The following is a 24,980-nucleotide window of genomic DNA, read 5'->3' as shown; positions in this document are numbered from 1 at the left end:
TCCTTCTCTATGGTACCATGGGGGGAAATAGCCATCACAAGGAGGTATTCCTATGAAAAAACGCTGGGTGGCAGCCCTTGCCCTTTCCTTTATGCTGGGCGCCGGAACCCGTTCCCTTCCTGCCCAGGCCTTTGACCTGGGCTCCGTACTAAAGCTGGGCGGCATCAGTTACCTGGTAAGCCGCTTCGGTGAAGAAATCAACACCTTTATCAACAAGTTAACCCTCCAAAAGGGTCTGGATACCACCTACGCCACCAAAGTGGTGCCCATCATCAGCCTGGGCAACGGCGGCTACGTAGGCGCCGTCCAGGTCGTAGGTCCCCAAGCCCAGGTAAGCCGGGTCAAGGCCGTTGGCCAATTAGAAGGCTCCCTGGCGGGAATTTCCCGGATCAAGGCCCTGATTCCCATTGACGCCACCGCCATTGACAACATCAACCGGGTAGAAGGCGTTGGGGTCAGCGCCATCATCGACTTTAAGCTATAAGAGTTTTCTCCTTAGGAGGTACGCAGCTGCGTGCCTCCTATTTTTCGTGGACCAGTTTGCCGGTCATATGCTCCGGCACCAGTTCCAGCATGGTAACCCGGCTGCCAGCCCGGCCAATCAGGTCCGTAACCATCTGGGCATTGGGATAATACTTGACCCCAATCTTGTACAGATATTGGGCAAAGCGCTCCGGGTCTTCTACCACGTGCATCCGCCCGAACACAATGACGGAATGCAGGGTATAGGCCCAATCCCCTTCCTCAATCACGCCCTGGTCGTGGACCGCAAAGGAAACCTTGTCACTGCGGGCAAGGGCATCCAGCTTGTGCCCTTCCTTGGCCCCATGGAAAAACAGGTGGCCGCTTTCCGGGTCGTAATAATAGTTGATGGGGACCGCGTAGGGATAGCCGTCATCTCCGGAGAGAGCCAGGGTCCCCCGTTTTTCTCCTTGAAGCACCGCCAGGCACTCCTCTTGGGATAACTGCTGTTTAAAACGCCGCATGGGTCGAAACATGAATCCGCCTCCTATTTCACCTGGTAGCCCCGGGGCCACACATCTCCCGGAATGGGGCATACGTATTTTTTCCCTTTCATGCGCTTTTTCAGTTCCGCCTGGGCATCGGCCAAAACCTGGGGCTGGGTAAACAGGGTTTCCGCCCCCTGGGCCAGCACCTTGGCCGCATAGAAGCAGCCCTTTAAGGCCACGCTGCCCTTATCCTGGGCCACCCACTGCCAGGAGTGGGCACTGGTGCCAATGGCAAAGCAGGCGGTAATGAATTGGGCCAGGGGCGTTACATAACTGACGTCCCCAGTATCCGAAGAACCCATCTGGGTAGCGCTGGTGGGTACGTAGGGAATAATGAATTCCCCGTAGGGATCTTCTGCAATCAGCGCTTCCCGGTGTTCGGCATCGGGGTAGGGTGCCATCCCCGGGTCCTTCAGCACCCGTTCCTGCCCCAGAGGCGCTTGGAACGAACGCAGGTAGGCTTTCTCCTCCTCCGTCCGTTTGGGGGCTCCTACGGCCACCAGGGCGTCGTAGAGGACCTTTCCCAGCACCGTGTTGGGCACCAGGTTGGAAACAGCCTTGTCAAACCGCACGGACAGCTCCGTTTCTGTCATGAGAGCCGCCCCTTTGGCAATATTGACTACCCGGTCATACAGCCGTTTGGTTTCTTCATTGGTTTTGGAGCGGATCAGGTACAGCACCTGGGCATGGGCTTGTACCACGTTGGGAGAAACCCCTCCGGTATCCAAAATGGCGTAGTGGACCCGGTCATAATCCGCCATATGCTCCCGCATATAGTTGACCCCCACGTCCATAAGTTCCACAGCATCCAGGGCGCTGCGCCCGTTTTGAGGAGCCCCAGCCGCGTGGGCAGCCCGTCCTTTAAAGGTAAAAGCCGCCTGGATGTTGGCCTGGTTGGACCCGGTCATGATTTCATTTTGGGTACCCGGATGCCAGGTGAGAGCCGCATCCACGTCGTCAAAGACCCCTTCCCGGGCCATATAGGTTTTGCCGCTGCCCCCTTCTTCGGCAGGGCAGCCGTAAACCCGGACCGTCCCCTTTCCCGGCTTGTCCTTCAGATAGTCCCGCAGCAAAAGGCCGGCCCCTACTGCCGCCGTGCCCAAAAGGCAGTGCCCGCAGCCATGGCCATTGTTGGTGCCTTCCCTGGCACATTCTGTGGTGACCCCCGCCTGCTGGGAAAGCCCGGACAGGGCATCGTATTCTGCCAAAATGGCAATCACCGGTTTGCCGCTGCCATATTCTGCCATATAGGCTGTGGGCATATGGGCCAGTCCCCGGGTTACCCGGAAGCCTTCCTTTTCCAACAGTTCCGTCATGGCAGCTGCTGATTTCACCTCGTTGAATTTCAATTCGGCAAAATCCCAGATTTCTGCATTCAGCTTTTCCAGCATTTTTTCGTAAGAAGCCGTTAGTTCCATGGTCTTCACTCCTTTTAGGCAATAGGGCAGCAGGGAGATAGGTTTCTCCCCACTGCTATTTTCTTTTGGCGTGGAGCTCCTCCAAAAGCCGCTCCTGGGCCAATTCGTAGCAGGCCTCGATGTATTCCAGTCCAGATTGGCGCACCAGCTGGTACCCCAAAAGGGCAGAAGCGGCCTGGCCCACCACCGGAACCGCTTTCAGGAAACTCCGGGCCGCAAACCGCTTGCCCAAAAGCTTCATGATCATCTTGATGCCTTCCTTGCTCATACCTCCCAGAATCAGGGCCTTGTGCCGCTTGGACAGACGCCGGCTGGCATGGACCATTTCCGGGGTAATGCCAAAGGCTTCCCTTAGGCAGCCGTAGAGCTGGTACAAAATCACCAGGTCCACCGCCGTATCCACCCCAATAATGGGATTCAGGCCATTATAGGCCGCATAGGTGCAGCTCCGGCGCACATAGGATTCCGCCGCCTGCTTTTTGGCATCCAGTGCCTCCTTAGTTCTAGCCTCGGCTGCTAAAATGTATTTTTCTCTCCGAGCTGCCGGCATTTTCCGGATAATTTGCCGGTTCAGTTCTTCCAGGCCCTGGGGATCATCCCACCGGGAAGAAACAAAAACCAGGTCAAAATCCTGCCGTCCCAGCTGGGCGGCGGTATCCTGCCGGATGGTTGCTTCGCTTTCCTTCAGGGTCCGTCCATCCTCATAAATCAGGTCTTCCTTATTCCGGACAAAAATGCAGGGCTTCTTGTGCTGCTCCAGCAGCCGGAAAAATTCCGTATCCTTTTGGTGGAGCTTGTCCGAAAACACGCACAAAAACAGGTCATACTGGAAGGGCTGAAACTCTTCCAAAAAATGCTGCCAGGGAAAAGCCGGCGTACCGTAGCCCGGCAGGTCGATAAAGGTCACATCCCCGTGCTCCACAAAAAGAGGCTCCCGGGTAGTATCCGTTTCCACCCCCACCGGGGCCGCCTCGTAGCCGCAAATGGCGTTGATCAGGCTGGATTTCCCCGCTCCCGGCTGGCCAAACAGCACAATGGTCACATTTTCCCGGTCCAGTTTTTGAATTTTTTCTTGAATCCGTTCTGCGTCCTTGGTCATGCGTCCCCCATCTGGATTTCGGCTTCCAGCCGCTGCTGGGCATAGCCGTAACACCGTTCGATATAGTTTTGGCCCAGGTAGTACATACTGCCGGCGTTAAAGCCCATCACAGCTGCACCCCCGGCCACAGGAATCAGTTTGGCCGCCTTGCCGGTAGCCTTTTTCCGCAAAAGATAGGTCAGCCCCTTGGTTACCCGCTCGCCGGTAACCCCTTCCGCCAGTTTCTTGACGATCTGGGATTGGGGCCCTTCCGGCAGTACTTCCTTTTCGCTGACGCTGAAGGTATCCCGAATGGTCTTGTACATGGCTTTCAGAATCTGGCTGTCGATAGCCGCATCCATGCCGATTACCGGGTTCAGGCCATTGCCCGCCGCCAGCACCATAAATTTTCGGATGGACTCCTGGGCAATGCGTTTTTTCACATCCAGGGCCACATGGGTGTAGGCCTTGGCATGGCGGCAGAACCGTTCCTTTTGGGCCAGTGGCAGCATTTCTGCAATGGCTTCTTCCAGCCGGGGAATCCCCCGTTCTGCAGCTCCCTTGTTGCGCCGGCAGCTGGTAAAGACCACCCTTTCCCGGGGCCCTACCAGGGAGCGGACATCTTCCGTAATCCGCCGTTCCAGCTCTTCCCGGCTGGCTTTGGGATCATAGAGACCGTCGCATTTGTTCCGGACAAACAGGCAGGTGCGGCCCGTTCGGGCCACCTTCCCAAAGAAATTCACATCCGCCTGATTCAGCTTTCCAGCAAAGACACAGAGAAACAAATCATATTGCAGGGGATTGAAGGTGCTGAAATAGGCATTTTCCGGAAACAGGCTGGTATCATAGCCGGGCAGATCCACATAAATCACGTCCTGGCATTCCACCACCTGCGCCGTCCGGGTAGTATCGGTAGCCTGGCTGACAGCAGCAATTCTCTGGCCAGCCAGTTCGTTGATCAGGGAGCTTTTGCCGGCTCCGGGCTGCCCAAACAGGCAGATCTTGATCTTCTGGTTCCGTTCCCGCTGCCAGGCAGCCAGAAACTGTGCCGCCAATTGTTTATAATCCATTGCCATATGCATTCCTCCCTATTTCCCGTCTGATTGTTTCCGGAGCCTTGCGCCTTATTCCTCTTCTTCCGGCTGGTTGGCCAGGGACCACATGAGTTTGGTCACGGCTGCTTCCAGGGTCATGGGACCGCCGGATTTGACCCCTGCCTGGGCGGCCAAAATCCCCATGGGATACAGGGACAGGTCCACCCCGTCAAACAGGCACTGGCTGACGCAGACAATTTTCACGCCCTGTTTTACCGCCCGGCGGATGGCCGGCAGCAGGTTATGGTGTTTGGTATCCACACCCCCGGCCCCGTAGCATTCCAGCACCAGGCCCTTGTAGCCCCGCATTACCGCATAATCGATGATTTCCGGCTCCAGGCCCGGGGTAACCGTAATGGCCATTACCTTGGGCTCCACTTTTTCTTCCACCCGGAAGCCGCCGTAGTTTTCCCGGCTGGGCAGGTTCTTTTTGACCCCTTCCTTGCCAAAATACAGTACCGGCGCTTCATTGACACTTTCAAAAGCGTTCAAATTCCGGGTAAAGATTTTCTTGGCACATTCCCCTTTGATTACCTTGTTGCCAAAGGCAATGAATACCCCGGGCAGGCCGCTGGCGGCCACCGAAAAGGCCAGTTCCAGGTTGCTGCGGGCATCGCTGTTGGTCAGGCTCAGGGGAATCTGGGAACCGGTAAGCACCACCGGCTTGCCCAGGTGGATCAGCATCCAGCTCAGGGCACTGGCCGTATAGGCCATGGTATCCGTACCGTGGGTCATGACAAAAGCATCGTAATCACTGTAGTTGTCCCCAATAAGCCGGGCCCAGGCACTCCAGTTGGAGGGCTCCAGATTGCTGCTGTCTAACAGGGTCAGGTCTTTTACCGTAATATCCCCCAGGGTACGCAGTTCTGGTACGGCCTTCAATAGATCGGCACCCTTTAATTTGGGCTCCAGCCCGTCATCGGTCACCTCACAGGAAATGGTACCGCCGGTGGTCAGAAACAATATCTTTTTCATGTAATAAGGACTCCTCAATCAGTTAATAAATTATACAACTAAGCACTATAAATTATAGCATATTTTGGGATTTTGTATTATCATGAAGATAACACCTGGCCATGCTCCGGGAAAGGCTTCCCGGCAGGGCGCTCCAGTCGGGAAATTAACTGAAATTTTCGGCTGCTGTCCCTGGCATTTGACAGGCAGAGCCCCAGGTCCTTGACCCAGGCTCCAGACCCAGTAAGGTATTCCTGTAGTTTCTGCAGCGGGCTTAGCCCGCATCAGGTAAAGGAGGTTCCTATGGTTACCCGTAAAAAGAATCTGACGAAAAAATTATCCCTTGCCCTGTCCAGCACCCTGCTGGCTTCGGCCCTATATACCCTGCCCCCAGCTCCCCCGGCGGAAGCCTTCAGCATCGGCAACGCCATTGGAGCAGTGATTGGGGTTTCCGCCCAATATGCTGCCCTGAACAAACAGGTAAACTACCTGGACGGAGAAGGCCGTGACAAGTATATGTCCGCCGTAAAGGAAAAAGAAGGGGTCAACGAAGACCCGGAAGCCAACGCCATGCTGGACGATGTGATGACCCGGCTTACCGCCGTCATCGCCAAAGAAGATCCCACCCTGGCCAAAAAGCCCTACCACTATTTTGTAAACAACAACAAGAATTTTAACGCCTACTGCACCCTGGGCCACAATGTGTCCGTCAATATCGGGCTGTTTACCACCCTGAACTACAACGAAGATGAAGTGGCCTTCGTCTTGGGGCACGAACTGACCCACGGCCAGCGCAACGACCCGGCCAACGGCGTCAAGAATACCTTCCCCATCAGCCTGCTGGCCGCCGTGGCCGGCAGCCAGAGCAATATGCTCCAGGCCGTAGGCACCCAGGTGCTGGCTAACCTGGGCAGTGCCAAACTGGTGACCATGCCTATGGAAAAGAAAGCCGACGAAGTGGGCTTTACCTACGCCGTAGAAGCCGGCTACAACCCTGGCGGCGGCAGTGCCCTGTGGCAGCGGGTTATCGAAAAAATGGGCACCAGCAAAGAAACCTTCCTGGGGTCCGTCTTCAATCCTTCCGACCACCCGGGGAATATTTCCCGACGGGACAAATATACGGAACGGATGTATGAATACAGCGGCAATAAAGTCAACGTGGACAGCAAGACCGGGGTCATCAGCGTCAACAAAAAGGCCATCGGCACCGTAAAGCCCGGCGGCAGCATGAGCGCCCTGGAACGGGGCTATCTGGTAGCCGGCAACCTGGCCCGGGTTTACCACGATGAACCCAACTCCACCCTGACCGCCTATGCGGATTACAATGCCCTGTACTTTGGCGGCCGCCGGATTATGGGCCTGGAATACGGAGATGACGGTGCAGCCTGGGCTGCCAACCTGAATGCTGCCCAGAAGCCAGCCGCGGAAATCAAGAAAGAAGCGGAAAAGAAAGCGGCAGAAGAAAAAAAGAAAACTACCAGCACCACAACCCAGAAGAAAACCTTCAAGGAACGGCTGGCTGAATACCAAAAGACCAAATAAACTGCAAAAAAATGGTGGCGAGGAACTCCTCACCACCATTTTTTTCGTTGAGCTGCAATTAGCGAATTTCCATATCATCCGGCAGGATGAAGTTCAGCAGCGCGGCCACTACGAAAACCACAGCCACGCAGTTTTCCGCAAACACGCTCTTGAACAGATCCGGGAACACCCGGAAGATGGCCGGGTTTTGGGTAAAGCCCAAGCCGATGGACAGGGACAGGGCCGCAATAATCATATTCCGCTGGTTATAGCCGCAGTCTCCCAGCATCCGTACGCCGCTGACCACAATGGAGCCGAACATCATCAGGGTGCAGCCCCCCAGCACCGCTTCCGGCAGGGAAGCCAGGATAACCCCCAAAGCCGGGAACAGGCCGGCCAAAATCATGATGGCAGCACCGCTGGCCACAGCTTTCCGGTTCACCACGTGGGTCATGGCGATCAGCCCTACGTTCTGGCTAAAGGACGTAATGGGCAGGCAGCCAAACAGGGCGGACAAGCTGCTGATATAGCCATCTACGCCGATGGACCCTTCAATTTCCTTATCCGTAGCATTCCGGCCAAAGCCCATAACCGTCAGGGCGGAAGTATCCCCCAGGGTTTCCGTGGCGGAAACCAGGAAAATCAGGAAAACAGAGAAAATGGCATCCGGGTGGAACTCCAGGGCGTAGGGCATGGGATGGGGCAGGGAAAACAGACCGGCCGTAGCAATTCGGGACAGGTCCACCATGCCGTAGAAGTAAGCTGCAATGTAGCCCACCACCAGGCCAAACAGTACGGACAGCTGCTTCATAAAGGATTTGGCCTTAATGTTGAAAATCAGGCAGGATAACAGGGTAATGGTCCCCACAATCAGGTATTTGGCATCCCCAAAATTGGGATTGCCGAAGCCGCCCCCAAAGGAGTTGGCCCCAATGCCCAAAAGGGAAAAACCGATAGCCGTTACCACACTGGCGGAAACAATGGGCGGAATAAAGCGCCGCCACCAGCGGGCAATCATCCCCAGGGACCCTTCCAAAATACCGCCCACAAGGGCAGCTCCCAAAATAGCCCCGTAGCCATATTTGGCCCCGATGACGCAAAAAGTGGAAACAAAGGTAAAACTGATTCCCATAATCACCGGCAGCCGGCTGCCCAAAGGGCCAATCGGGAACATCTGAAGCAGGGAACCAATACCAGCCATGATCATGGCGGCCTGTACCAGGGCCCCTACCTGCTCCGGCGGCATTTTCACCACCCCAGTAACAATCAAGATGGGAGCAATATTCGAAACGAACATGGCCAGCACATGCTGCATACCAAAAGGAACCGCTTTTTTCAGCGTAATGTTTCCCTCAAAATCGTAAATAGGATCTTTCAGCTCCTGGGCCGCAGCCCCTTTTTCTTCTGCCATGATTCTGGCTCCTCCTTAGCGAAATACGATGCTGCCGCTTTCAGCATCCATCTTTTCAATAATGGACAGGCTCTTTACATCGTAGCCTTTTTTCCGCAGGGCGTCGCCGCCGCCTTGGAAGCCTTTTTCAATAGCAATCCCCACGCCTTCCACTTCGGCCCCAGCCTGGTGCACCAGGTCGATGAGCCCTTCCACCGCACAGCCATTGGCCAGAAAGTCGTCGATAATCAGCACATGATCCCCGGCGTTCAGGTATTTTTTGGAAACAACCACGTGGTTTACCTTGTTATGGGTAAAGGATTTGATTTCCGTTGCGTAGACATCCTTATCCATGTTGCTGCCTGCGGATTTTTTCGCAAAAACCACCGGCACCCGAAAATGGACAGCCGTCAGGCAGGCAATGCCAATGCCCGAAGCTTCAATGGTCAGAATTTTGTTGATGGGGCGGTTCTTGAACAGCTCATAGAACTGCTCCCCCAGCTTGCTGATAAAGGGTACGTCAATCTGGTGGTTCAAAAAGCTATCCACCTTCAGCACATCCCCGCTTTTGATAATGCCATCCGCCAAAATCTTTTTCTGCAGTAAATTGTATTCCGCCACGGTTTTTCCTCCTGTACAACATGGTCTTGCTCAAGGTATTTATGTATAAAAACTTACAACTTTGAAGAGATATTATATCATAAAAATTGCCCCTGCACAGCTATTTTCCTAACAAAAAAGAAGGCATTGCCAATGCAATGCCTTCCAAAGTTGGAGCGGACAAGGGGAATCGAACCCCCCTCTAAAGCTTGGGAAGCTTTCATTCTACCAATGAACTATGTCCGCATAAGATACAAAATATTTTAGCAAGCCCGCCGCCATTTGTAAAGAGAAAAGAAATAGAAAACGACAATTTTCTTTTTTATGAGTCAGTTTTATAGCTTTCCTTTAATTTTCTTAGCCACAAGTCCAATAACACCAGCCGCCACCACCAACGTAGCAGGAGATAAATCCGTCAGGGAATTGACGAAAAAGACCAGGAGAAACAGGGCCACGGTCAGCTTGTCCACCAGGGCAGAGCCCGCCAGCTTAAAAACCGCGTTAAAAATCAAAACACAGACGCAGATTCGGATTCCCGCAAAAGCATCCTTCACTACCAAAAGTTCCGAAAAATTGGTAAGAAAAGAAGCAATCAAGGTAATAATCACCAGGGACGGAAATACTACCCCCAGGGTAGCCACAATCCCGCCAATATTCCCCCGGCGCTCGGTCCCGATAAAGGTGGCCACGTTTACTGCAATAATTCCCGGGGTACACTGGCCTACGGCATAATAATCCGTCAGCTGGCCTTCCGTAGCCCAATGGCGCTTTTCTACGATTTCCGTCTGCAAAATAGGCAGCATGGCCATGCCTCCCCCAAAGGTGACACCGCCAATTTTGGCAAATACCCTAAAGAGTTCCCAAAGAGACGTCATGGACAGCACTTCCTTTCTTCCTGCTGTCCTTATTATACAGCAAAGTCTTTAGTTTTCGGGCAAAGCAGCCGTGGTTTTTTTGTTCTTTTCCGCCTTGGCCCCGGCAAAATGCTTCCAAAAGTAGCACAGGTTGATGAAAATCCCAAAAACCGTAGCCAAAGGCGCAGCCAGGCCAATCTGAGTCAGGCTGGGATTGGGACGGATACTCATGAAATAGGAAACCGGCACCCGGACCAGACAGGTCTGGGCAATCCCCTGGAACATGACAAAAGCCGTTTTCTCGTGGCCATTGTAATAGCCGATGAAACTGAATAGAAATGCCGTTACCACCGTTTCCGGCATAAAGCCCTTCAGATATTCAAAGGCCCGGGCAATCACCCGGGGGTCTTCCGTAAAGAGGCTGGCCAAAAAATCCCCCCGGAAAAACACGAAAGTACCCACAATGACCCCAATTCCGGCGCCCAGCGCCATCCCCGTTTTCATGGCCAGTTTGGCCCGGTCTTCCTTGCCAGCCCCCACGTTCTGGGCCACAAAGGAAGACATGGACTGCTCCAGGGCTCCGGGAATCAGCATAATGAACCCTACCAGCTTGTTGGCAACCCCATACCCGGAAGAGGCTTCCAGTCCCAGCCGGTTGATAAAGGCCACAATGGCCATAAAGGAAAGCTGGGTCAGCAGCTCCTGGAAAGCAATGGGCGTACCAATCCTTGAAAAATTAGGTACTTCACTATTAAAGTGGATTGATTTCCAGCTAAATTTGTAGGGCCAATGCTTCAGATGGGCGATGTACAGGGCTGCCAGCACACTGATGAACTGGGCCAGCACCGTGGCAAGGGCCGCCCCGGCAGCATTGAGCCCCAGCCCGGCCACCAGGGCAAGATCCCCCACGATATTCACCAGACAGGCAATGGTCACAAAAATCAGCGGCGACCGGCTGTCCCCCAGTCCCCGAAAAACAGCACTGAGTACGTTATAAGCCACAATAAAGAAAATACCCCCGCCGCAGATCCGGATGTACAGTACCGTATCCGCAAAAGCTTCCGGCGGTGCCTGCATCAGGGCCGCAATCTGATCCGCGCCCCCCACCAAAAGGACCATCAGCACCACGGCCCACACCGTAAACACAGCAGCAGCCCCGCCCATCACATTGCCAATCCGGGAAAGGTCCTTTTCTCCAATGTACCGGCTGATCAGAACGGTAACCCCCATGGAAAACCCGGCCACAATAAAGGTGATCAGGTTCATTACGTTGCTGCCGGTGGAAACCCCCGACAGACCGGCAGTAGTACCAAACCGGCCCACCACCAGAAGGTCCACAGCCCCGTACATCGCTTGCAGAATCAGGGACCCCAGAATGGGCACCATAAAATGCACCAGTTTCCAGAAGATGCTGCCCTGGGTAAAATCCATTTTTGAATCCATGCTTGTTCCCCTCCAAAAAAAGCAGCGGCCGTTTGCAGGGCCGCATAATGTCCGATATCGGATATTCATTATAGACACAATTTACCCCAATGTCAAAAAAAGCGGAGCTGCCGCAGCAGCTCCGCTTTTCTAACCATCTTTTTATTTGTCTTGGGCTGCCCGGTCCAGGAAGTCAGCAAACAGCTGCTTCATGCCGGCATCGGCCCGCCACATATTTTCCGGATGCCATTGGACGGCCACAATCTGCCAATCCGGCGTTTCCACACATTCAATGACCCCGTCCGGCGCCGTTGCGGTAACCACCAGGCCCTTACCCACTTCCTTGACGGCCTGATGATGCCGGGAGTTTACATAAGCCCGGTCTCCCAGGATATGGTACAGGGCACTGCCCTCTTTGATTTCCACATGATGGGTGGGATAGGAGCCTTCCGCAGCTTGGGAATGACGAATGGTACAGGCAGGATTTTCCGAAGGCAGATCCTGGTACACATTGCCGCCCAAAGCGATATTGATCAGCTGACAGCCCCGGCAAATGCCAAAAATAGGCTTGCCGGCCTTGTAGAAGGCATTAAACAGTTCCAGTTCAAAAACATCCCGTTTGTAGTTGGCCCGCCCTACTTTCCAGGAAGGTTCTTCCCCGAAAAAGGTAGGATCCATATCCGGGCCGCCAGGAATGATCAGCCCATCGAACAAATCTACATAATCTTCCCCTTTGGCACCGGGCACATCGGCCAGCACCATGGGAATGGCCCCCAGCTCGGCAATGACTTCCACCAGATCCCTGGGTGCAAAAGGCGCCTTGACCAAATTGGTTACTTCTGAAGCATACGGATAGGTATCCGCAGTAATGGCAATACGTAATTTAGACATTGTTGTTCCTCCTGCTAAACATATATTTTATAGTGTATTTCTTGTTTGCTGCCGTATTCTCCCTTAATTATAAAAATAGTGGGTCCAAGACGCAACCAAAACTTTATTTTTTCTCAGGAGTCTGCCACAGTCCGTTAAGCTTTTGTTCCAAATATCCTTCGTACCGTCTCAGCACCGTTCTGGCGGCTTCCCATTCTTCCGGCGTGCAGCTCCCCGCCGCCGCTTCTTCCGCTTCTTTCATCCGGGCCACGGTAGCCTGGGCCCGCCGCCTTCCCTGCTCTGTCAGCCGGATCCATTTTTTCCGCTGCTGCCCTTTCTGAAACAATTCCAGGTCCCCCTGAGCCTGCATTTTCAGCAGGGACGAGTTGATGGTCTGCCGGGATTGGAAACAATAACGGGCAATATCCGCCTGGGTCAAAGGCCCCGGCTCCGACAAAAGGGCTCGAAAAATCATCATTTCACTGTCCGTCAGTCCCAAATGAAAAGCTGCCTGGTGGTACAATTCCCGGTTCCAAGCCATCAGCCGGTTTAATTTCCATATCATTTCACTTAATTCCATACCTGCCTCCCAAGACCTGGAACCCCCTGGATTCCGGTACCTTTTCCCATGTTTTTCCCTATTATACAATTCCTTGGCATATTCCGCCACTGGATTATTATTTTGTTAGCTTTGTCTTTTCCGTAAAAACAGAGCCAAAGAGTACCCCCTTTTTTCCCCAATTTTTTTCCACAGAACATCCGTTCGTTTCAAGCCCTGGAAGCCCCAAGTTATGCACTTTTCCCCAAAGTTATCCACACCTGTGGATAACTTTCTGTGTTTAATTTTTTTCTTGTGGAAAAACCCCTAAAATCCTGTAAAATTCGGGGCTTATCCCCGTGGAAAAGCCAACTTTATCCACATGTCCACAAGTTTTTCCACAGGCGTCCTTTCAGGAAAAGCAGTTCATATGGTATAATGATGTTTCCAAAGTATAAAAAAAGGATGGATCGGCAATGAACAATGAAAATCTGCTTCCAGTATGGAAAAATCTCCTGGCTGCAGCAGAAAACAGTCAAAATAGCACAGGAAAAAGTTCGTTTCAGCGGTGGATGCGGCAGGTAAAGCCAGCCTCCCTGACGGACACCACCCTGACCATCGACGTTCCCAACAACTTTACCAAAGATTGGCTGGAAAACCACTTTGTGGAAAGTTTACAGGAAGACCTTTCCATGATCTGCAACAGACCCATGAAATTGGAAGTCCAGGTGGTAGAAGAAAAAAAGGAAGAAGGAAATCTCTTCCCGGATGATGCTCAGGCTGTCCCCCCTGCTCCTGTAAAGGCCCAGTTCCCCAAACCGGCGGCCAAACAGCCCACCCAGGAATTTCAAAGCAACCTTTCTCCCAAATACGTCTTTGAAAACTTCGTCATCGGCAACTCCAACCGGATTGCCCATGCAGCAGCCCTGGCCGTAGCCAACAACCCGGCCAAAGCCTACAACCCCTTTTTCCTCTACAGTGATTCCGGACTGGGCAAGACCCACTTGATGAACGCCATCGGAAACCGGATTCACCAGAATCATCCGGAAATGAAAATTCTTTATACTTCCAGTGAAGTATTTACCAATGAACTGATCGGCGCCATCCAAAGCAACAAAACAGAAGCCTTTCGGAATAAATACAGAAATATCGATGTACTGCTTATCGACGATATCCAATTTCTGCGGAAAAAGGAATCCACCCAGGAAGAATTCTTCCATACCTTCGAAACCCTGTACAAAGCAGAAAAACAGATCATCATCTCCAGCGACCGGAAACCTTCTGAACTGGATACCCTGGAAGAACGGCTGACCAGCCGGTTTGAATGGGGTCTTACAGTAGATATCCAGCATCCTGACCTGGAAACCCGGATGGCTATTTTGCGCAACATGGCCCAAAACGACCATATCGATTTCCCCAATGATGTAATTTTGATGATTGCCAGCAGCATCCAGACCAACATCCGTGAACTGGAAGGCGCCTACACCAAGGTCCGGGCCTTTGCCGACCTGACACACCAGCCCATTGACCTGGAACTGACCCGGAAAGCCTTAAAAGACCTGAATATTACCAGTACGGCCAAAATTATATCCGTAGAAGCCATCCAACAGATGGTAGCGTCTGAATATAAAATCCGCGTAGACGACCTGAAAGCCAAGAAACGGACTCGGAACGTAGTATATCCCCGACAGATTGCCATGTATCTGGCCCGGGAAATGACGGACCTATCCCTGCCCCGGATCGGAGAAAGTTTTGGGGGCCGGGATCACACCACGGTAATCCACGCCTGTGAAAAAATTGCCAAAGAACGGCAGGAAGATGCCATTTTGGACCGGAAAATCAACGATCTCATTGCGGAACTGAAAAAATAAAATAGTTATCCACAAGCTGTGCATAACTTTGTGCATAACTTGTGTAAAAAAGTGTGGACAAGTCGCAAAGCCGCGCCGGATGTGGGTATGTGGATAACGTGAACAGGGTTATCCACAAGGTTTTTAGACCCGGAAAATGGCTTAAAACCTGGATATCCCCCACTTATCCACATACCCACACCCCCTACTACGATGATTACGAATTTTATATATTTCAGCGATATAGAAAAAAGGAGGATCTGCCATGCAGTTTTCATGCCAAAGCAGCCAATTGGCCAAAGCCATTAATATCGTAAAGAAAGCCATTTCATCAAGTCCCAATTCCCCCATTTTCTCGGGGATTCATATGATTCTCCAGGAAAATGTCCTGCAGCTCATTGCCATGGATACCAACTTTTGTATGCGTGATATCCTGCAGGTCAACGGTCTTGAAGCTGGAGAACTGCTGGTTCCTGTAAAGGCCATCGGTGATCTGTTTACCCGTTTTGACAATGATGAAGTAGTTACTTTAAGTCAACAGGAAAATGAAAAAGAGTTAACCATTGAAGCCAGCAAAGCCCATGGGAAATACCATATTCCTTTGATGGACTATGAAGATTATCCTGCACTGCCGGGACTGAAACAGGACCAGGTAATGCATTTAAAGGACGAAATGATTGGCAGTCTGATTTCTTCTACCGTATACGCCTGTTCCACAGATGAACAGCGACCCCTGTATACCGGTGTGTTCTTTGAGAAAAAAGGCAAAACCCTGACTGCCGTAGGAACTAACACCCACCGGCTGGCCATCAAAACGGTGGAACTGGAAGAGGGGGACGACAGCAATTTCTCCATGCTGATTCCTGCCCGGGTACTGAAGGAAATCAGTGCCAATTTAAATGGGGATTTGCCTGGAGATGTGGTGCTGACCCTGGAAAACCGTCAGTTACAGGTAGAAGTAGGGGATTTAACCATTATTTCCAGCCTGATTGAAGGCCGTTTCCCGGATTATACCAAACCCATCCCGCCTTCTTTCAAAAACCGGACCGTCCTGGAACGGACGGAAGTGGAAAAGGCCGTGCAGCGGGTGACCTTATTCTCCCATGATGAATACAGCATTGTGCGCCTGTCCTTGGAAAATGACCGGCTGGTGCTGTCTTCTACGGTCAGCGATCTGGGGCAGGGCCGGGAAGAACTTCCCTGCGTGACCATTGGGGAAGAACTGCCCTTGAATATTGCCTTCAACTCCAAGTACCTGCTGGAGTTCTTTAAAAAATGCGATACGGACCGGGTGGTGCTGGAAACCAACAGTTCCCTGTCTCCGGCCCGGCTCACTCCGGAAAATGATGAAAGCTATACCTACATTGTTACGCCGGTACGGGTAATTTTCTAATGAGAGTGGAGCGTCTGCGCCTGCACCATTTTCGCAATTATGATCACGTAAACCTTCCCCTGCATCATGACGTGACCGTATTTTACGGAAATAATGCCCAGGGAAAAACCAATCTGCTGGAGGGCATCTATTACGGTGCCCGGGGATTTTCGTTCCGTACCCGGCATGAGGAGGAGCTTCCCAGCTTTGGCGCAGAAGAATGGGCAGCAGAAGTCACGTACCGTGACCGGTTCGGGGAAAATACCCTGCTGGTGAAACGGTACCATGAACGGGGGAAACTGAAAAAAGAAAACCTGTTAAATGGGACGCCTGTGACCCCGAAGGAGCAGTACGGCCAACTGAATCTGGTGCTTTTCACCCCGGATGACCTGCTGTTGGTCAAGGGAGATCCGTCCCTGCGCCGAAAATTTCTAGATATGGAAATTGCCCAGATCAGTCCGGTATACTACGACCTTTTGAGCAAGTACAACCGAGTCCTGCAGCAGCGGAACAAATTTTTGAAGCAGTGCCGGGAAGCGGAAAAGTTGGACGAAGCCCAGCTTTCTGTTTGGGATGTAGCCCTTTCCCAGCTGGCGGCAGGAATTTTGGATTTTCGTTTGCAGGCTTTGGGGGGGATTGTTCAGGCTGCCCAACGGGTTTATGACGGAATTACAGGGACAACCGGTGCGCTGTCCCTTTCCTATGTGCAGAAACGGGGCCAGGGAGAAGCAGTGCTGACGGAGCGGGGAGACCGGTCCCAGTGGGAGGCCCTGTACCAGGAGGAGCTGAAGGCTCGGCACCGGCTGGACTATGTCCGGGGCTACACCAGCGTGGGGCCTCACCGGGACGACCTGGAAATTCTCCACGCAGGACGGGCGCTGAGAACCTATGGGTCCCAGGGCCAGCAGCGGACCGCCGCTTTGGCGCTGAAGCTGTCGGAACTGGAATTTATCAAGGCCGTGCGCAGCGAATATCCAGTGCTGCTGTTAGATGATGTACTTAGTGAACTGGACAGCAGCCGTCGGGAAAAGCTGCTGGGCTTTATCAGCGGCACGGTCCAGACCCTTTTGACGGTGAACGACCGGGCCTTGGCTCCGGCCAGCGGAGATTGGGCTGCCTACGCAGTGGAAAACGGCAGCCTGCAGGAGGACGGTCATGAAGGATGCTGAGCTGCTGGTGTTGAAGGTGCTGAAAAGCAAGGATGCCAAGCAGAAATATATCATGTACCATTTGCGGACCCATTGGGCCGATATCATCGGCCATACGGCGGCCAACCATTCCCAGCCCTACCGGCTGGAAAATGGGGTATTGTACCTGCATACGGATAACCCGGCCTGGTCCCACAATCTGATGATGATGCAGGGCCAGCTGCTGGGGAAAATCAACCAGAGCCTGCCCGGGTATCGCCCTGGCCGGCACCGGATCATCCGGGAGCTGAAGTTTTACCATGGCATTCTGGAGGAGCCGGCAGCCCCCAAACTGGATGACCAGGGACCCTTTATTCCCAAGGTGGACCCCAACCGGCGCTGTCCGGTGTGCGGCGTGCCGCTGATTGGGGATGAGGAAATCTGCGCCACCTGTACCCGGAAACAACTGGCTGAAAAACGGCGGGAAATCCGCCGGGCCCTGGAGAAAAGTCCCTGGCTGCGCTGGGAAGATTGCCGAGAAACGCTAAATTGTGATAGAATAACATTTACTGACGTTAAAGCCGTTCTGGAAGAATGGGCCATGAATGAGGCCCTGAAACCTGATGCCACGGACCTGGAAAAAGCCTTTGCGGTAATGCTGGACCGGGGACTGACACCGGATAAATTGAATCCAGAACTGGTGGAACGCATTTTGTCGAGAGCAAAAAGGAGTCGGTTTTATGTACCTGCACGTGGGAAATAACTACGTTGTCCGCAATGATGAAATCATTGGGATTTTTGATATCCGGAACAAACGGACCAATCTGTACCGCTTCTTCCTGAAGCCCAAGATTGAGGCCCACCAGGTCATTGACCTGACGGAGGAATTTCCTCCCTCCAGCTGTGTGGTTACCGTGGATAAGATTATCCTGTCCGGTATTTCCAGCAAAACATTGCAAAGACGATAAGCAGAATTCGGGAGGTTTGTATGGCAAAGAAGAAACAATCGATTGAAGAAGAAATTGCCGTCCATGGTGATTACGGCGCTGAGCAGATCCAGGTATTGGAGGGTCTGGAAGCCGTCCGCAAGCGTCCCAGTATGTATATCGGCAGCATCAGCGGCAGAGGGCTGCACCACCTGGTGTACGAAGTCATCGACAACAGTATCGACGAAGCGCTGGCTGGCTACTGTGACCACATCCACGTGTTCATCCATGATGACAACAGCATTACCGTTACCGATAACGGCCGCGGTATTCCGGTAGAAATGCATAAGGTGGGCAAACCCGCCATTGAAGTGGTTATGACCGTGCTCCACGCCGGCGGCAAGTTCGGCGATGGGGGCTATAAGGTTTCCGGCGGTCTGCACGGGGTTGGCGTATCCTGCGTAAATGCCCTGAGCAAGCGCATGGTGGTGGAAGTCAAAAAGAACGGAAAAATCTACGGCATTGAATTTTCCAAGGGCAAAACCACCCGTCCCCTGTACGAAAAAGGCACCTGTCCGGAAAACGAAACCGGGACCAGCGTAACCTTCTGGCCCGATGACACCATTTTCACGGAAACCGTGTACAGCTACGATACCTTGAAGCACCGGATTCGGGAACTGGCTTTCCTGAACAAGGGCGTCAAGATCCAGCTCACCGACGAAAGATCCGGCGCCGATGAGACCTTCCACTACGAAGGCGGCATTGTTTCTTTTGTGGAATTCATCAACAAGGGCAAGGAAGCCCTGCACGAACCCCCCATCTACGTGGAAGGGGAACGGCAGGATACCATCGTGGAAGTGGCCATGCAGTATACGGACGCCTACACGGAAAATATCTATACTTTTGTCAACAACATCAATACGGAAGAGGGCGGCACCCATCTGGCCGGCCTGAAACAGGCCCTGACCCGGTGCATCAACGATTACGCCCGGAAAAACGGACTTTTGAAGGAAAACGAGGAAAACCTGTCCGGGGACGATGTCCGGGAAGGTCTTACCTGCGTCATGAGCTTGAAGGTCCGGGAACCCCAGTTCGAAGGCCAGACCAAGACCAAACTGGGCAACAGTGAAGTCCGGGGCATTGTGGACAACATGGTGTCCGAAGCCCTGACCGAATACTTCGAAGAAAATGCTCCCGTAGCCAAGAAAATCATCGATAAGGCCGTTATGGCCAACCGGGCACGGGCTGCTGCCAGAAAAGCCAGGGACCTGACCCGCAGAAAGTCTGCTTTGGAAGTCAGCTCTTTGCCGGGCAAACTGGCTGACTGCTCCAGCAAGAATGCGGAAGAAACCGAAATCTACCTGGTAGAAGGGGACTCCGCAGGCGGCAGCGCCAAACAGGGCCGGGACAGAAATTTCCAGGCCATCCTGCCGCTGCGGGGCAAGATTTTGAACGTAGAAAAAGCCCGTATGGACAAGATGCTCAACAGCCAGGAAATCCGGGCCATGATTACGGCCTTTGGCTGCGGCATCGGGGAAGAATTCAATATCGAGAAGATCCGCTACGGCAAGATCATCATCATGACCGATGCGGACGTGGACGGGGCCCACATCAGAACCCTGCTCCTGACCTTCTTCTACCGGTATATGAAACCCTTGATTATCCACGGCAATGTGTTCATTGCCCAGCCGCCCCTGTACCTGATCCGTACCGGGAAAAAGCACACCTACGCCTACAGCGATGACGAACTCCAGCAGAAACTGGATGAAGTGGGCAGAAACAACAACCCCTACGTGCAGCGCTACAAAGGCTTGGGCGAAATGAACCCGGAACAGCTGTGGGAAACCACTATGGATCCTAGCAAGCGGACGGTGCTCCAGGTACAGCTAGAAGATGCGGCCAATGCCGATTCCATTTTCTCCGTGCTTATGGGGGACAAGGTTGAACCCCGGCGGCAGTTCATCGAGGAAAATGCCGGCAAGGTTACCAACCTGGACTTCTGAGGCAGCTATGGGTACCCAAATACTGCTTCCCCAGGGCAAGTGGGAACTGACCAAGGACTCTGGCGCTCCCCTTGTGGTGGTGGCCGGCGGCCGGCGGCCGGATCCCCAGTGGCTGCGGAAAGCAGCAGGGGACCTGCCCCTTTATGCGGCGGACCGGGGCGCGGACCACTGCGCCAAAGCCGGCCTGACGCCCCGCTTTTTGTATGGGGATAGGGACAGTGCGGCGCCCGGCGCCTGGGAAAAATTTGTCCAGGCCGGCGCCAAGGTGAAAACCTTTCCCGTGAACAAGGACGATACGGACCTGTCCTTGATTCTCCAAGATATCAAGGTCCCTTGTCTGGTTCTGGCCACCGGGGTTTGGGGCGGCCGGGCGGACCATTTGTTTGGCAATCTTTATTGCCTGCTGTCCTGTCAGAAGCGGGGCAGCACCGTGATTTTGGCTGATGAACAGGAAATCCTGTGTTTTCTGGGCCCCGGTGAGGGCGCAGCCTTTACTCCCGCTGGGCGCAGGCCCGCGGCTGTAAGCCTGCTCCCCCTGACGGCGGAAACCACAGTGAGTATTGAAGGGGTCCGCTGGCCCCTTGACCATTCCTCTTTAACCCAGGAAAATCCCTATGCAGTAAGCAACAAAATGACAGAAGCTGTGCTCACCGCCTCTTGTCAGGCGGGCTGGGCCGGACTATATCTGACCTGGAAGGAGTAGGGAATGGAAACCATCGTTTTTTCGTGGCATGATTTGGTGTTTTTGCTGGTGGCCGGGTTTGTGGGCTCTTTTGTGGATGCAGCCGTAGGGGGCGGGGGACTGATTACCATTCCCGCCTACATGGCGACCCCTCTTCCCATGCCCGTTGCCCTGGGCTCCAACAAGTTTGCGGCCAGCATCGGCGCCATTACCAGTTTTTTTACTTTTGTGCGTTCCGGCAAAATCGACCGGAAAATTATCAAAATGATGCCCTTATCCGCTATAGGCAGCGCCGTAGGCGCTTGTCTGGTTTCTTTGGTACCGGACCAGATTCTGCGGTACATCGTGGTTATTTCCCTGATTGCGGTGGCGGTGTACACCTTTAAGAAAAAAGAGTGGAACGGCGTCAACGAAATGACGGAAATGAGCCGGACCATGGCGGTGGGCATTGCCTTTATGGCCTGGTGCCTGGGCATGTATGACGGCTTTTTCGGTCCGGGAACGGGAACGTTCCTGATTTTTGCCTTTTTATATTTTGGCTATAATTTTGTTACCGCAGCAGGCAATGCCAAAACCCTGAACCTGGCCAGCAACCTGGGCGGGCTGGTAGCCTTCCTGGTCTTGGGCAAGGTATATTTCTGGTACGCGCTGCCCATGGGTCTGGTGGAAATTGCCGGAGCCCGGCTAGGTGCCAGAATGGCCATCAAAAAGGGTGTGGGTTATATCCGTACCCTGTTCTTGATCGTAACCATCGTGCTGATCGGCAAGCAGGTTTATGATCTGTTCTTAAAGTAAACAATTAGCAGCAAAGCCCGGGAGGGCGCAGGAAAGGAAGCGTGAGAACGTGGATGATCAGCAAAATGATAAACAGACCATCACGGCAGGCAAGGTAATTCCCGTATACGTAGAAGACGAAATGCAGAAGTCGTACATCGACTATGCTATGAGTGTTATTGTACAGCGGGCCTTACCGGATGTGCGGGACGGTTTGAAACCGGTTCACCGGCGCATCCTGTATGCCATGAACGAAGCCGGCATGCTGCCGACCAAAGCGTATAAGAAATCCGCCCGTATCGTGGGCGATGTTTTAGGTAAGTATCACCCCCATGGTGACTCCTCCGTATACGACGCCATTGTTCGGCTGGCCCAGGATTTCTCCACCCGGTATCTGATGGTGGACGGCCACGGGAACTTCGGTTCCGTGGATGGTGACCCTGCGGCTGCCATGCGGTATACCGAAGTGCGTATGGGCAAGATTGCCGTAGAAATGCTGCGGGATATTGAAAAGGATACGGTGGATTTCATCCCCAACTACGATGAATCCCTGAAGGAACCCACCGTGCTGCCGGCCAAGGTACCGGCTCTTCTGATCAACGGTTCCGCCGGTATTGCCGTAGGTATGGCCACCAACATTCCGCCCCACAACCTGAACGAAGTGGTGGATGCCTGTGTCATGCTTATCGACAATCCGGACTGCACCATTGAACAGCTGATGAAAGCCATCAAAGGACCGGACTTCCCTACGGGAGCCAAGATTCTGGGCATCAACGGCATTCGCCAGGCCTATACCACCGGCCGGGGCGTTATCAAGGTGCGGGCCAAGGCGCATGTGGAACCCATGCCCAAAAACAAGAACCGGATTGTGGTGACTGAGATTCCCTACCAGGTCAACAAGGCAAAACTCATTGAGAGCATTGCCCACCTGGTGCAGGACAAGGTGCTGGAAGGCATTACGGACCTAAGGGATGAATCCGACCGGAAGGGTATGCGCATTGTCATCGAGCTCCGCAGCGATGTGGTGCCCGAAGTGATGCTGAACCAGCTGTACAAGCATACCCAGCTCCAGGATTCCTTCGGCATTATTATGCTGGCCCTGGTCAAAGGCCATCCCCGGATTTTGAATCTGAAACAGATTCTGGAATATTATCTGGAACACCAGAAGGATGTCATTACCCGGAAATGCCAGTACGAACTGCGCAAAGCCAAGGAACGGGCCCATATCTTGGAAGGCTTGAAAATCGCCCTGGATCACCTGGACGAAGTCATTGCCACCATCCGGGCCAGCGCCAACGGCGACGTAGCCAAGGCAGCCTTGATGGACAAGTTTGCCTTGAGCGACAAGCAGGCCCAGGCCATTTTGGATATGCGTCTCCAACGCCTGACCGGTTTGGAACGGCAGAAGATTGAGGACGAATACCAGGAAGTTATGGCCAATATTGCCTATTTGGAGGACGTGTTGTCCGACGAACATAAGATTATGGGTATCGCCCGGGAAGATCTGCTGGACGTGAAGAAGCGTTTTGGGGATCCCCGGAGAACCTCCATTGTACCCGATGCCGGGGAACTGGAAACCGAAGACCTGATTGCTGAGGAGGACGTGGTCATTACCATCAGCCACCAAAGCTATATCAAACGTCAGGCCCTCACCAACTTCCGCAACCAGAACCGGGGCGGCCGGGGCATCAAGGCCGGCAGCGGCAAGATTGTCAAGGAAGACAACAAGGTGAAAGGGGACTTCTCCGAACACCTGCTGATGGCCAGCACCCATGACAATATCCTGTTCTTTACCAATCGGGGACGGGTCTACCGGCAGAAGGGCTACGAAATTCCGGAAGCCGGCCGTACCGCCAAGGGAACCTATATCCGGAACCTGTTGCCGCTGGAAGAAAACGAAAAGGTCAACGCCGTGATTGCCGTCCACAGCGGCATCAGTTCTGACGAAGACAAGTTCCTGTTTATGGCTACCAACGCCGGTATTGTAAAGCGTACCAGCGTCAGCGAATTCAAGTCCGCCCGGAAAGGCGGCCTGATTGCCATCAACCTGGACGAAGGGGAAGAACTCATTGACGTGAAGCTCACCTCCGGCAAGAACGATATCCTCCTGGCTACCCGGGACGGCTACGCCATCCACTTTAACGAAGAGGATGTAAGGCCCATGGGCAGAACCAGCCACGGGGTACGGGGCATTCTGCTGCGGCCTCACGATACGGTGGTTTCCATGGACAGCTGCCTGGACGATACGGGTGAAGTGCTGACCGTAACCGACAAGGGACAGGGCAAACGGACGGATATTTCCGAGTACCGGGTTCAGAACCGGGGCGGCAAAGGTATCATCAACCTGAAAGTCACCGATAAGACGGGCCTGATTGTAGGGTCCAAGTTCATTACGGAAAAACAGGAAATCATGCTGATTTCTGCAGCTGGCATCATCATCCGGATGAATGCGGCGGATATCTCCACCTATGGCAGAAATGCCCAAGGGGTGAAACTGATGGATCTGGAAAGCGGCGATAAGGTTGCTGCTCTGGCCATTGTGAATACCGTGGATGAAGAAGACGAATAAAGCGTAAAAATAGGCTTGTGCACAACTGCACAAGCCTATTTTTTGCCCCAATGGTGGAAAACTCTGTGGATAACTGGATAAAAAGCTGTGGCATACAGAAAAGTGAATGTAAAAAGTGGCGATAAATGCCCACAGACAGGGAATTTTGGTTAAACCCCTGTGGATTTTCCCCAAAGTTATCCACAATTCTTGGGGATAACTTGTGTATAAGTGGATAAGCCCCTCCGGATTTTGTAGTACGAACAGCTTTTCGCACAAAATATAGCTCTAACCCCAGAAGTTATCCACAGAAAATGTGGATAACTTCCCGATTTTTGGGGATAACTTTGTGCATAAGTGGATAGCTTGACGAAAGCCGGAGAATGCTCTATCCTGTTATTGTTAGATTTGATGGAATCAATTGAATTGAGGAGGAAGTTAGTATGGCAGAATTAAACAAGAGAGCCCAAGCATTCCAAGAATATTTGGACAAGAAAGATCCGAAAGCATTTCAGGTACAAGCCATTGAAGGGGACCGGTTCCACACCGCCGTATTCCGTTCCCATGTAAATATTGATGGTACGCCCGTGGTCCTGGTGGTTCTGTTGGACGACACGGCTTTTGGCATGATTCGGGTGCTGCTGGCCCCCAAGGCCCTGAAGGACAACAACAAGGAAGCCCTGGAAAAAATGATCACCGATTTCAACCAAGGCTACAAGGCTTTCAAGTTCTATCTGGATCCGGAAGGTTCCCTGATTCTGGACCTGTGCGTAGTGTTCGAAAACGAAAGCATCAATGGGGATATGTTCTATGCCCTGTTCGACCTGATTACCAAGGAAATGGGCCAAAGATACAAAGAAATCATGAAGACCATTTGGGAATAAGTTCCCTAAAAAAAGGCTCTTCACGTTTTATTGTGGGATGGCAGATTTCTGCCATCCTTCTTTTA

The 24,980-nt window shown here is 53.0% G+C and carries 23 protein-coding genes and 1 tRNA gene; 12 read left to right on the top strand and 12 right to left on the bottom strand.

What is annotated here, in order from left to right; all coding sequences use genetic code 11:
- Positions 1-52: 52 nt before the first annotated feature.
- Complete coding sequence (locus tag DW089_RS00120; RefSeq protein WP_105326628.1) at positions 53-484, top strand: hypothetical protein; 432 nt, start codon at positions 53-55, stop codon at positions 482-484.
- 37 nt (positions 485-521) lie between these two features.
- On the opposite strand, the gene DW089_RS00115 is transcribed toward DW089_RS00120, so the two are convergent.
- Genes DW089_RS00115 through DW089_RS00095 form a run of 5 tightly spaced genes read right to left on the bottom strand, consistent with a single transcriptional unit; the run spans position 522 to position 5,575 of the window.
- Entirely contained in the window at positions 522-998 is a 477-nt protein-coding gene (locus tag DW089_RS00115) for a pyridoxamine 5'-phosphate oxidase family protein (protein WP_105326627.1), read from the bottom strand.
- 11 nt (positions 999-1,009) lie between these two features.
- Complete coding sequence (locus DW089_RS00110) at positions 1,010-2,428, bottom strand: amidohydrolase (protein ID WP_105326626.1); 1,419 nt, start codon at positions 2,426-2,428, stop codon at positions 1,010-1,012.
- Positions 2,429-2,483: 55 nt separating this feature from the next.
- Complete coding sequence (locus tag DW089_RS00105) at positions 2,484-3,527, bottom strand: GTPase (RefSeq protein ID WP_105326625.1); 1,044 nt, start codon at positions 3,525-3,527, stop codon at positions 2,484-2,486.
- Entirely contained in the window at positions 3,524-4,582 is a 1,059-nt protein-coding gene (locus DW089_RS00100; RefSeq protein WP_105326624.1) for a GTPase domain-containing protein, read from the bottom strand. Before DW089_RS00100 ends, DW089_RS00105 begins: the two co-directional genes overlap by 4 nt.
- A 48-nt stretch (positions 4,583-4,630) precedes the next feature.
- Positions 4,631-5,575, bottom strand: a complete 945-nt coding sequence (locus DW089_RS00095) for an asparaginase (RefSeq protein WP_118286634.1) — start codon at positions 5,573-5,575, stop codon at positions 4,631-4,633.
- 282 nt (positions 5,576-5,857) lie between these two features.
- On the opposite strand from DW089_RS00095, the gene DW089_RS00090 reads away from it, so the two are divergent.
- On the top strand, positions 5,858-7,096 hold the full coding sequence (locus DW089_RS00090; RefSeq protein WP_105326622.1) for a M48 family metallopeptidase: 1,239 nt from the start codon (positions 5,858-5,860) through the stop codon (positions 7,094-7,096).
- 58 nt (positions 7,097-7,154) lie between these two features.
- Here the strand turns inward: DW089_RS00090 and DW089_RS00085 are convergent, their stop codons facing one another.
- The 7 genes from DW089_RS00085 to DW089_RS00055 all read right to left on the bottom strand — a co-directional run bounded on the left by DW089_RS00085 (position 7,155) and on the right by DW089_RS00055 (position 12,791).
- The gene (locus DW089_RS00085) at positions 7,155-8,486 is read right to left on the bottom strand and encodes a uracil-xanthine permease family protein (RefSeq protein ID WP_105326621.1); all 1,332 of its coding nucleotides are present in this window, start codon (positions 8,484-8,486) and stop codon (positions 7,155-7,157) included.
- Positions 8,487-8,501: 15 nt separating this feature from the next.
- The gene (locus DW089_RS00080) at positions 8,502-9,086 is read right to left on the bottom strand and encodes a xanthine phosphoribosyltransferase (RefSeq protein ID WP_118286633.1); all 585 of its coding nucleotides are present in this window, start codon (positions 9,084-9,086) and stop codon (positions 8,502-8,504) included.
- Between the two features lie 151 nt (positions 9,087-9,237).
- A tRNA-Gly gene (locus DW089_RS00075) sits at positions 9,238-9,311 on the bottom strand.
- 89 nt (positions 9,312-9,400) lie between these two features.
- The gene (locus tag DW089_RS00070; protein WP_105326619.1) at positions 9,401-9,940 is read right to left on the bottom strand and encodes a chromate transporter; all 540 of its coding nucleotides are present in this window, start codon (positions 9,938-9,940) and stop codon (positions 9,401-9,403) included.
- Between the two features lie 48 nt (positions 9,941-9,988).
- Positions 9,989-11,362, bottom strand: coding sequence for an MATE family efflux transporter (locus tag DW089_RS00065; protein ID WP_105326618.1), 1,374 nt, complete (start codon positions 11,360-11,362; stop codon positions 9,989-9,991).
- A gap of 141 nt (positions 11,363-11,503) precedes the next feature.
- Complete coding sequence (locus DW089_RS00060; RefSeq protein ID WP_105326617.1) at positions 11,504-12,232, bottom strand: gamma-glutamyl-gamma-aminobutyrate hydrolase family protein; 729 nt, start codon at positions 12,230-12,232, stop codon at positions 11,504-11,506.
- Positions 12,233-12,335: 103 nt separating this feature from the next.
- Positions 12,336-12,791 carry a MarR family winged helix-turn-helix transcriptional regulator gene (locus tag DW089_RS00055; RefSeq protein WP_118286632.1) on the bottom strand — a complete coding sequence of 152 codons (456 nt, stop codon included), beginning with the start codon at positions 12,789-12,791 and terminating at the stop codon, positions 12,336-12,338.
- Between the two features lie 434 nt (positions 12,792-13,225).
- Between DW089_RS00055 and dnaA the strand changes: the two genes are divergently transcribed.
- The 10 genes from dnaA (at position 13,226) to DW089_RS00005 (ending at position 24,915) form a co-directional block, all read left to right on the top strand.
- Complete coding sequence (gene dnaA, locus DW089_RS00050) at positions 13,226-14,620, top strand: chromosomal replication initiator protein DnaA (protein WP_105326615.1); 1,395 nt, start codon at positions 13,226-13,228, stop codon at positions 14,618-14,620.
- A 244-nt stretch (positions 14,621-14,864) separates the two neighbouring features.
- Complete coding sequence (gene dnaN, locus DW089_RS00045; protein WP_105326614.1) at positions 14,865-15,992, top strand: DNA polymerase III subunit beta; 1,128 nt, start codon at positions 14,865-14,867, stop codon at positions 15,990-15,992.
- Positions 15,992-17,140, top strand: a complete 1,149-nt coding sequence (gene recF / locus DW089_RS00040) for a DNA replication/repair protein RecF (protein ID WP_105326613.1) — start codon at positions 15,992-15,994, stop codon at positions 17,138-17,140. The genes dnaN and recF overlap by 1 nt, the downstream gene beginning before the upstream one ends.
- Positions 17,127-17,861, top strand: coding sequence for a DciA family protein (locus tag DW089_RS00035; protein WP_118286631.1), 735 nt, complete (start codon positions 17,127-17,129; stop codon positions 17,859-17,861). The genes recF and DW089_RS00035 overlap by 14 nt, the downstream gene beginning before the upstream one ends.
- Positions 17,839-18,066: an extracellular matrix regulator RemB gene (remB, locus tag DW089_RS00030; RefSeq protein WP_105326611.1), complete on the top strand. Its 228-nt coding sequence runs from the start codon at positions 17,839-17,841 to the stop codon at positions 18,064-18,066. Before DW089_RS00035 ends, remB begins: the two co-directional genes overlap by 23 nt.
- Before the next feature lie 20 nt (positions 18,067-18,086).
- Positions 18,087-20,027: a DNA topoisomerase (ATP-hydrolyzing) subunit B gene (gyrB, locus tag DW089_RS00025; RefSeq protein WP_105326610.1), complete on the top strand. Its 1,941-nt coding sequence runs from the start codon at positions 18,087-18,089 to the stop codon at positions 20,025-20,027.
- Between the two features lie 7 nt (positions 20,028-20,034).
- Entirely contained in the window at positions 20,035-20,730 is a 696-nt protein-coding gene (locus tag DW089_RS00020) for a thiamine diphosphokinase (protein ID WP_105326609.1), read from the top strand.
- A 3-nt stretch (positions 20,731-20,733) separates the two neighbouring features.
- On the top strand, positions 20,734-21,504 hold the full coding sequence (locus DW089_RS00015) for a TSUP family transporter (RefSeq protein ID WP_105326608.1): 771 nt from the start codon (positions 20,734-20,736) through the stop codon (positions 21,502-21,504).
- Positions 21,505-21,553: 49 nt separating this feature from the next.
- Positions 21,554-24,052, top strand: a complete 2,499-nt coding sequence (gene gyrA / locus DW089_RS00010) for a DNA gyrase subunit A (protein WP_105326607.1) — start codon at positions 21,554-21,556, stop codon at positions 24,050-24,052.
- Positions 24,053-24,474: 422 nt separating this feature from the next.
- Complete coding sequence (locus DW089_RS00005; protein WP_105326606.1) at positions 24,475-24,915, top strand: hypothetical protein; 441 nt, start codon at positions 24,475-24,477, stop codon at positions 24,913-24,915.
- Positions 24,916-24,980: the final 65 nt, after the last annotated feature.

This window comes from Acidaminococcus sp. AM05-11 (genome assembly GCF_003472805.1).
Lineage (GTDB): Bacteria > Bacillota > Negativicutes > Acidaminococcales > Acidaminococcaceae > Acidaminococcus > Acidaminococcus hominis.
The sequence above is the reverse complement of the archived record's forward strand: the minus strand, read 5'-3'. Positions and strand labels throughout refer to the sequence as shown.

Bases quoted from the DNA above. Each gene is read 5' to 3' on its own strand.
- DW089_RS00120 (WP_105326628.1), top strand. From the start codon at position 53: ATGAAAAAACGCTGGGTGGCAGCCCTTGCCCTTTCCTTTATGCTGGGC.
- DW089_RS00115 (WP_105326627.1), bottom strand. From the start codon at position 998: ATGTTTCGACCCATGCGGCGTTTTAAACAGCAGTTATCCCAAGAGGAG.
- DW089_RS00110 (WP_105326626.1), bottom strand. From the start codon at position 2,428: ATGGAACTAACGGCTTCTTACGAAAAAATGCTGGAAAAGCTGAATGCA.
- DW089_RS00105 (WP_105326625.1), bottom strand. From the start codon at position 3,527: ATGACCAAGGACGCAGAACGGATTCAAGAAAAAATTCAAAAACTGGAC.
- DW089_RS00100 (WP_105326624.1), bottom strand. From the start codon at position 4,582: ATGGCAATGGATTATAAACAATTGGCGGCACAGTTTCTGGCTGCCTGG.
- DW089_RS00095 (WP_118286634.1), bottom strand. From the start codon at position 5,575: ATGAAAAAGATATTGTTTCTGACCACCGGCGGTACCATTTCCTGTGAG.
- DW089_RS00090 (WP_105326622.1), top strand. From the start codon at position 5,858: ATGGTTACCCGTAAAAAGAATCTGACGAAAAAATTATCCCTTGCCCTG.
- DW089_RS00085 (WP_105326621.1), bottom strand. From the start codon at position 8,486: ATGGCAGAAGAAAAAGGGGCTGCGGCCCAGGAGCTGAAAGATCCTATT.
- DW089_RS00070 (WP_105326619.1), bottom strand. From the start codon at position 9,940: ATGACGTCTCTTTGGGAACTCTTTAGGGTATTTGCCAAAATTGGCGGT.
- DW089_RS00065 (WP_105326618.1), bottom strand. From the start codon at position 11,362: ATGGATTCAAAAATGGATTTTACCCAGGGCAGCATCTTCTGGAAACTG.
- DW089_RS00060 (WP_105326617.1), bottom strand. From the start codon at position 12,232: ATGTCTAAATTACGTATTGCCATTACTGCGGATACCTATCCGTATGCT.
- DW089_RS00055 (WP_118286632.1), bottom strand. From the start codon at position 12,791: ATGGAATTAAGTGAAATGATATGGAAATTAAACCGGCTGATGGCTTGG.
- dnaA (WP_105326615.1), top strand. From the start codon at position 13,226: ATGAACAATGAAAATCTGCTTCCAGTATGGAAAAATCTCCTGGCTGCA.
- dnaN (WP_105326614.1), top strand. From the start codon at position 14,865: ATGCAGTTTTCATGCCAAAGCAGCCAATTGGCCAAAGCCATTAATATC.
- recF (WP_105326613.1), top strand. From the start codon at position 15,992: ATGAGAGTGGAGCGTCTGCGCCTGCACCATTTTCGCAATTATGATCAC.
- DW089_RS00035 (WP_118286631.1), top strand. From the start codon at position 17,127: ATGAAGGATGCTGAGCTGCTGGTGTTGAAGGTGCTGAAAAGCAAGGAT.
- remB (WP_105326611.1), top strand. From the start codon at position 17,839: ATGTACCTGCACGTGGGAAATAACTACGTTGTCCGCAATGATGAAATC.
- gyrB (WP_105326610.1), top strand. From the start codon at position 18,087: ATGGCAAAGAAGAAACAATCGATTGAAGAAGAAATTGCCGTCCATGGT.
- DW089_RS00020 (WP_105326609.1), top strand. From the start codon at position 20,035: ATGGGTACCCAAATACTGCTTCCCCAGGGCAAGTGGGAACTGACCAAG.
- DW089_RS00015 (WP_105326608.1), top strand. From the start codon at position 20,734: ATGGAAACCATCGTTTTTTCGTGGCATGATTTGGTGTTTTTGCTGGTG.
- DW089_RS00005 (WP_105326606.1), top strand. From the start codon at position 24,475: ATGGCAGAATTAAACAAGAGAGCCCAAGCATTCCAAGAATATTTGGAC.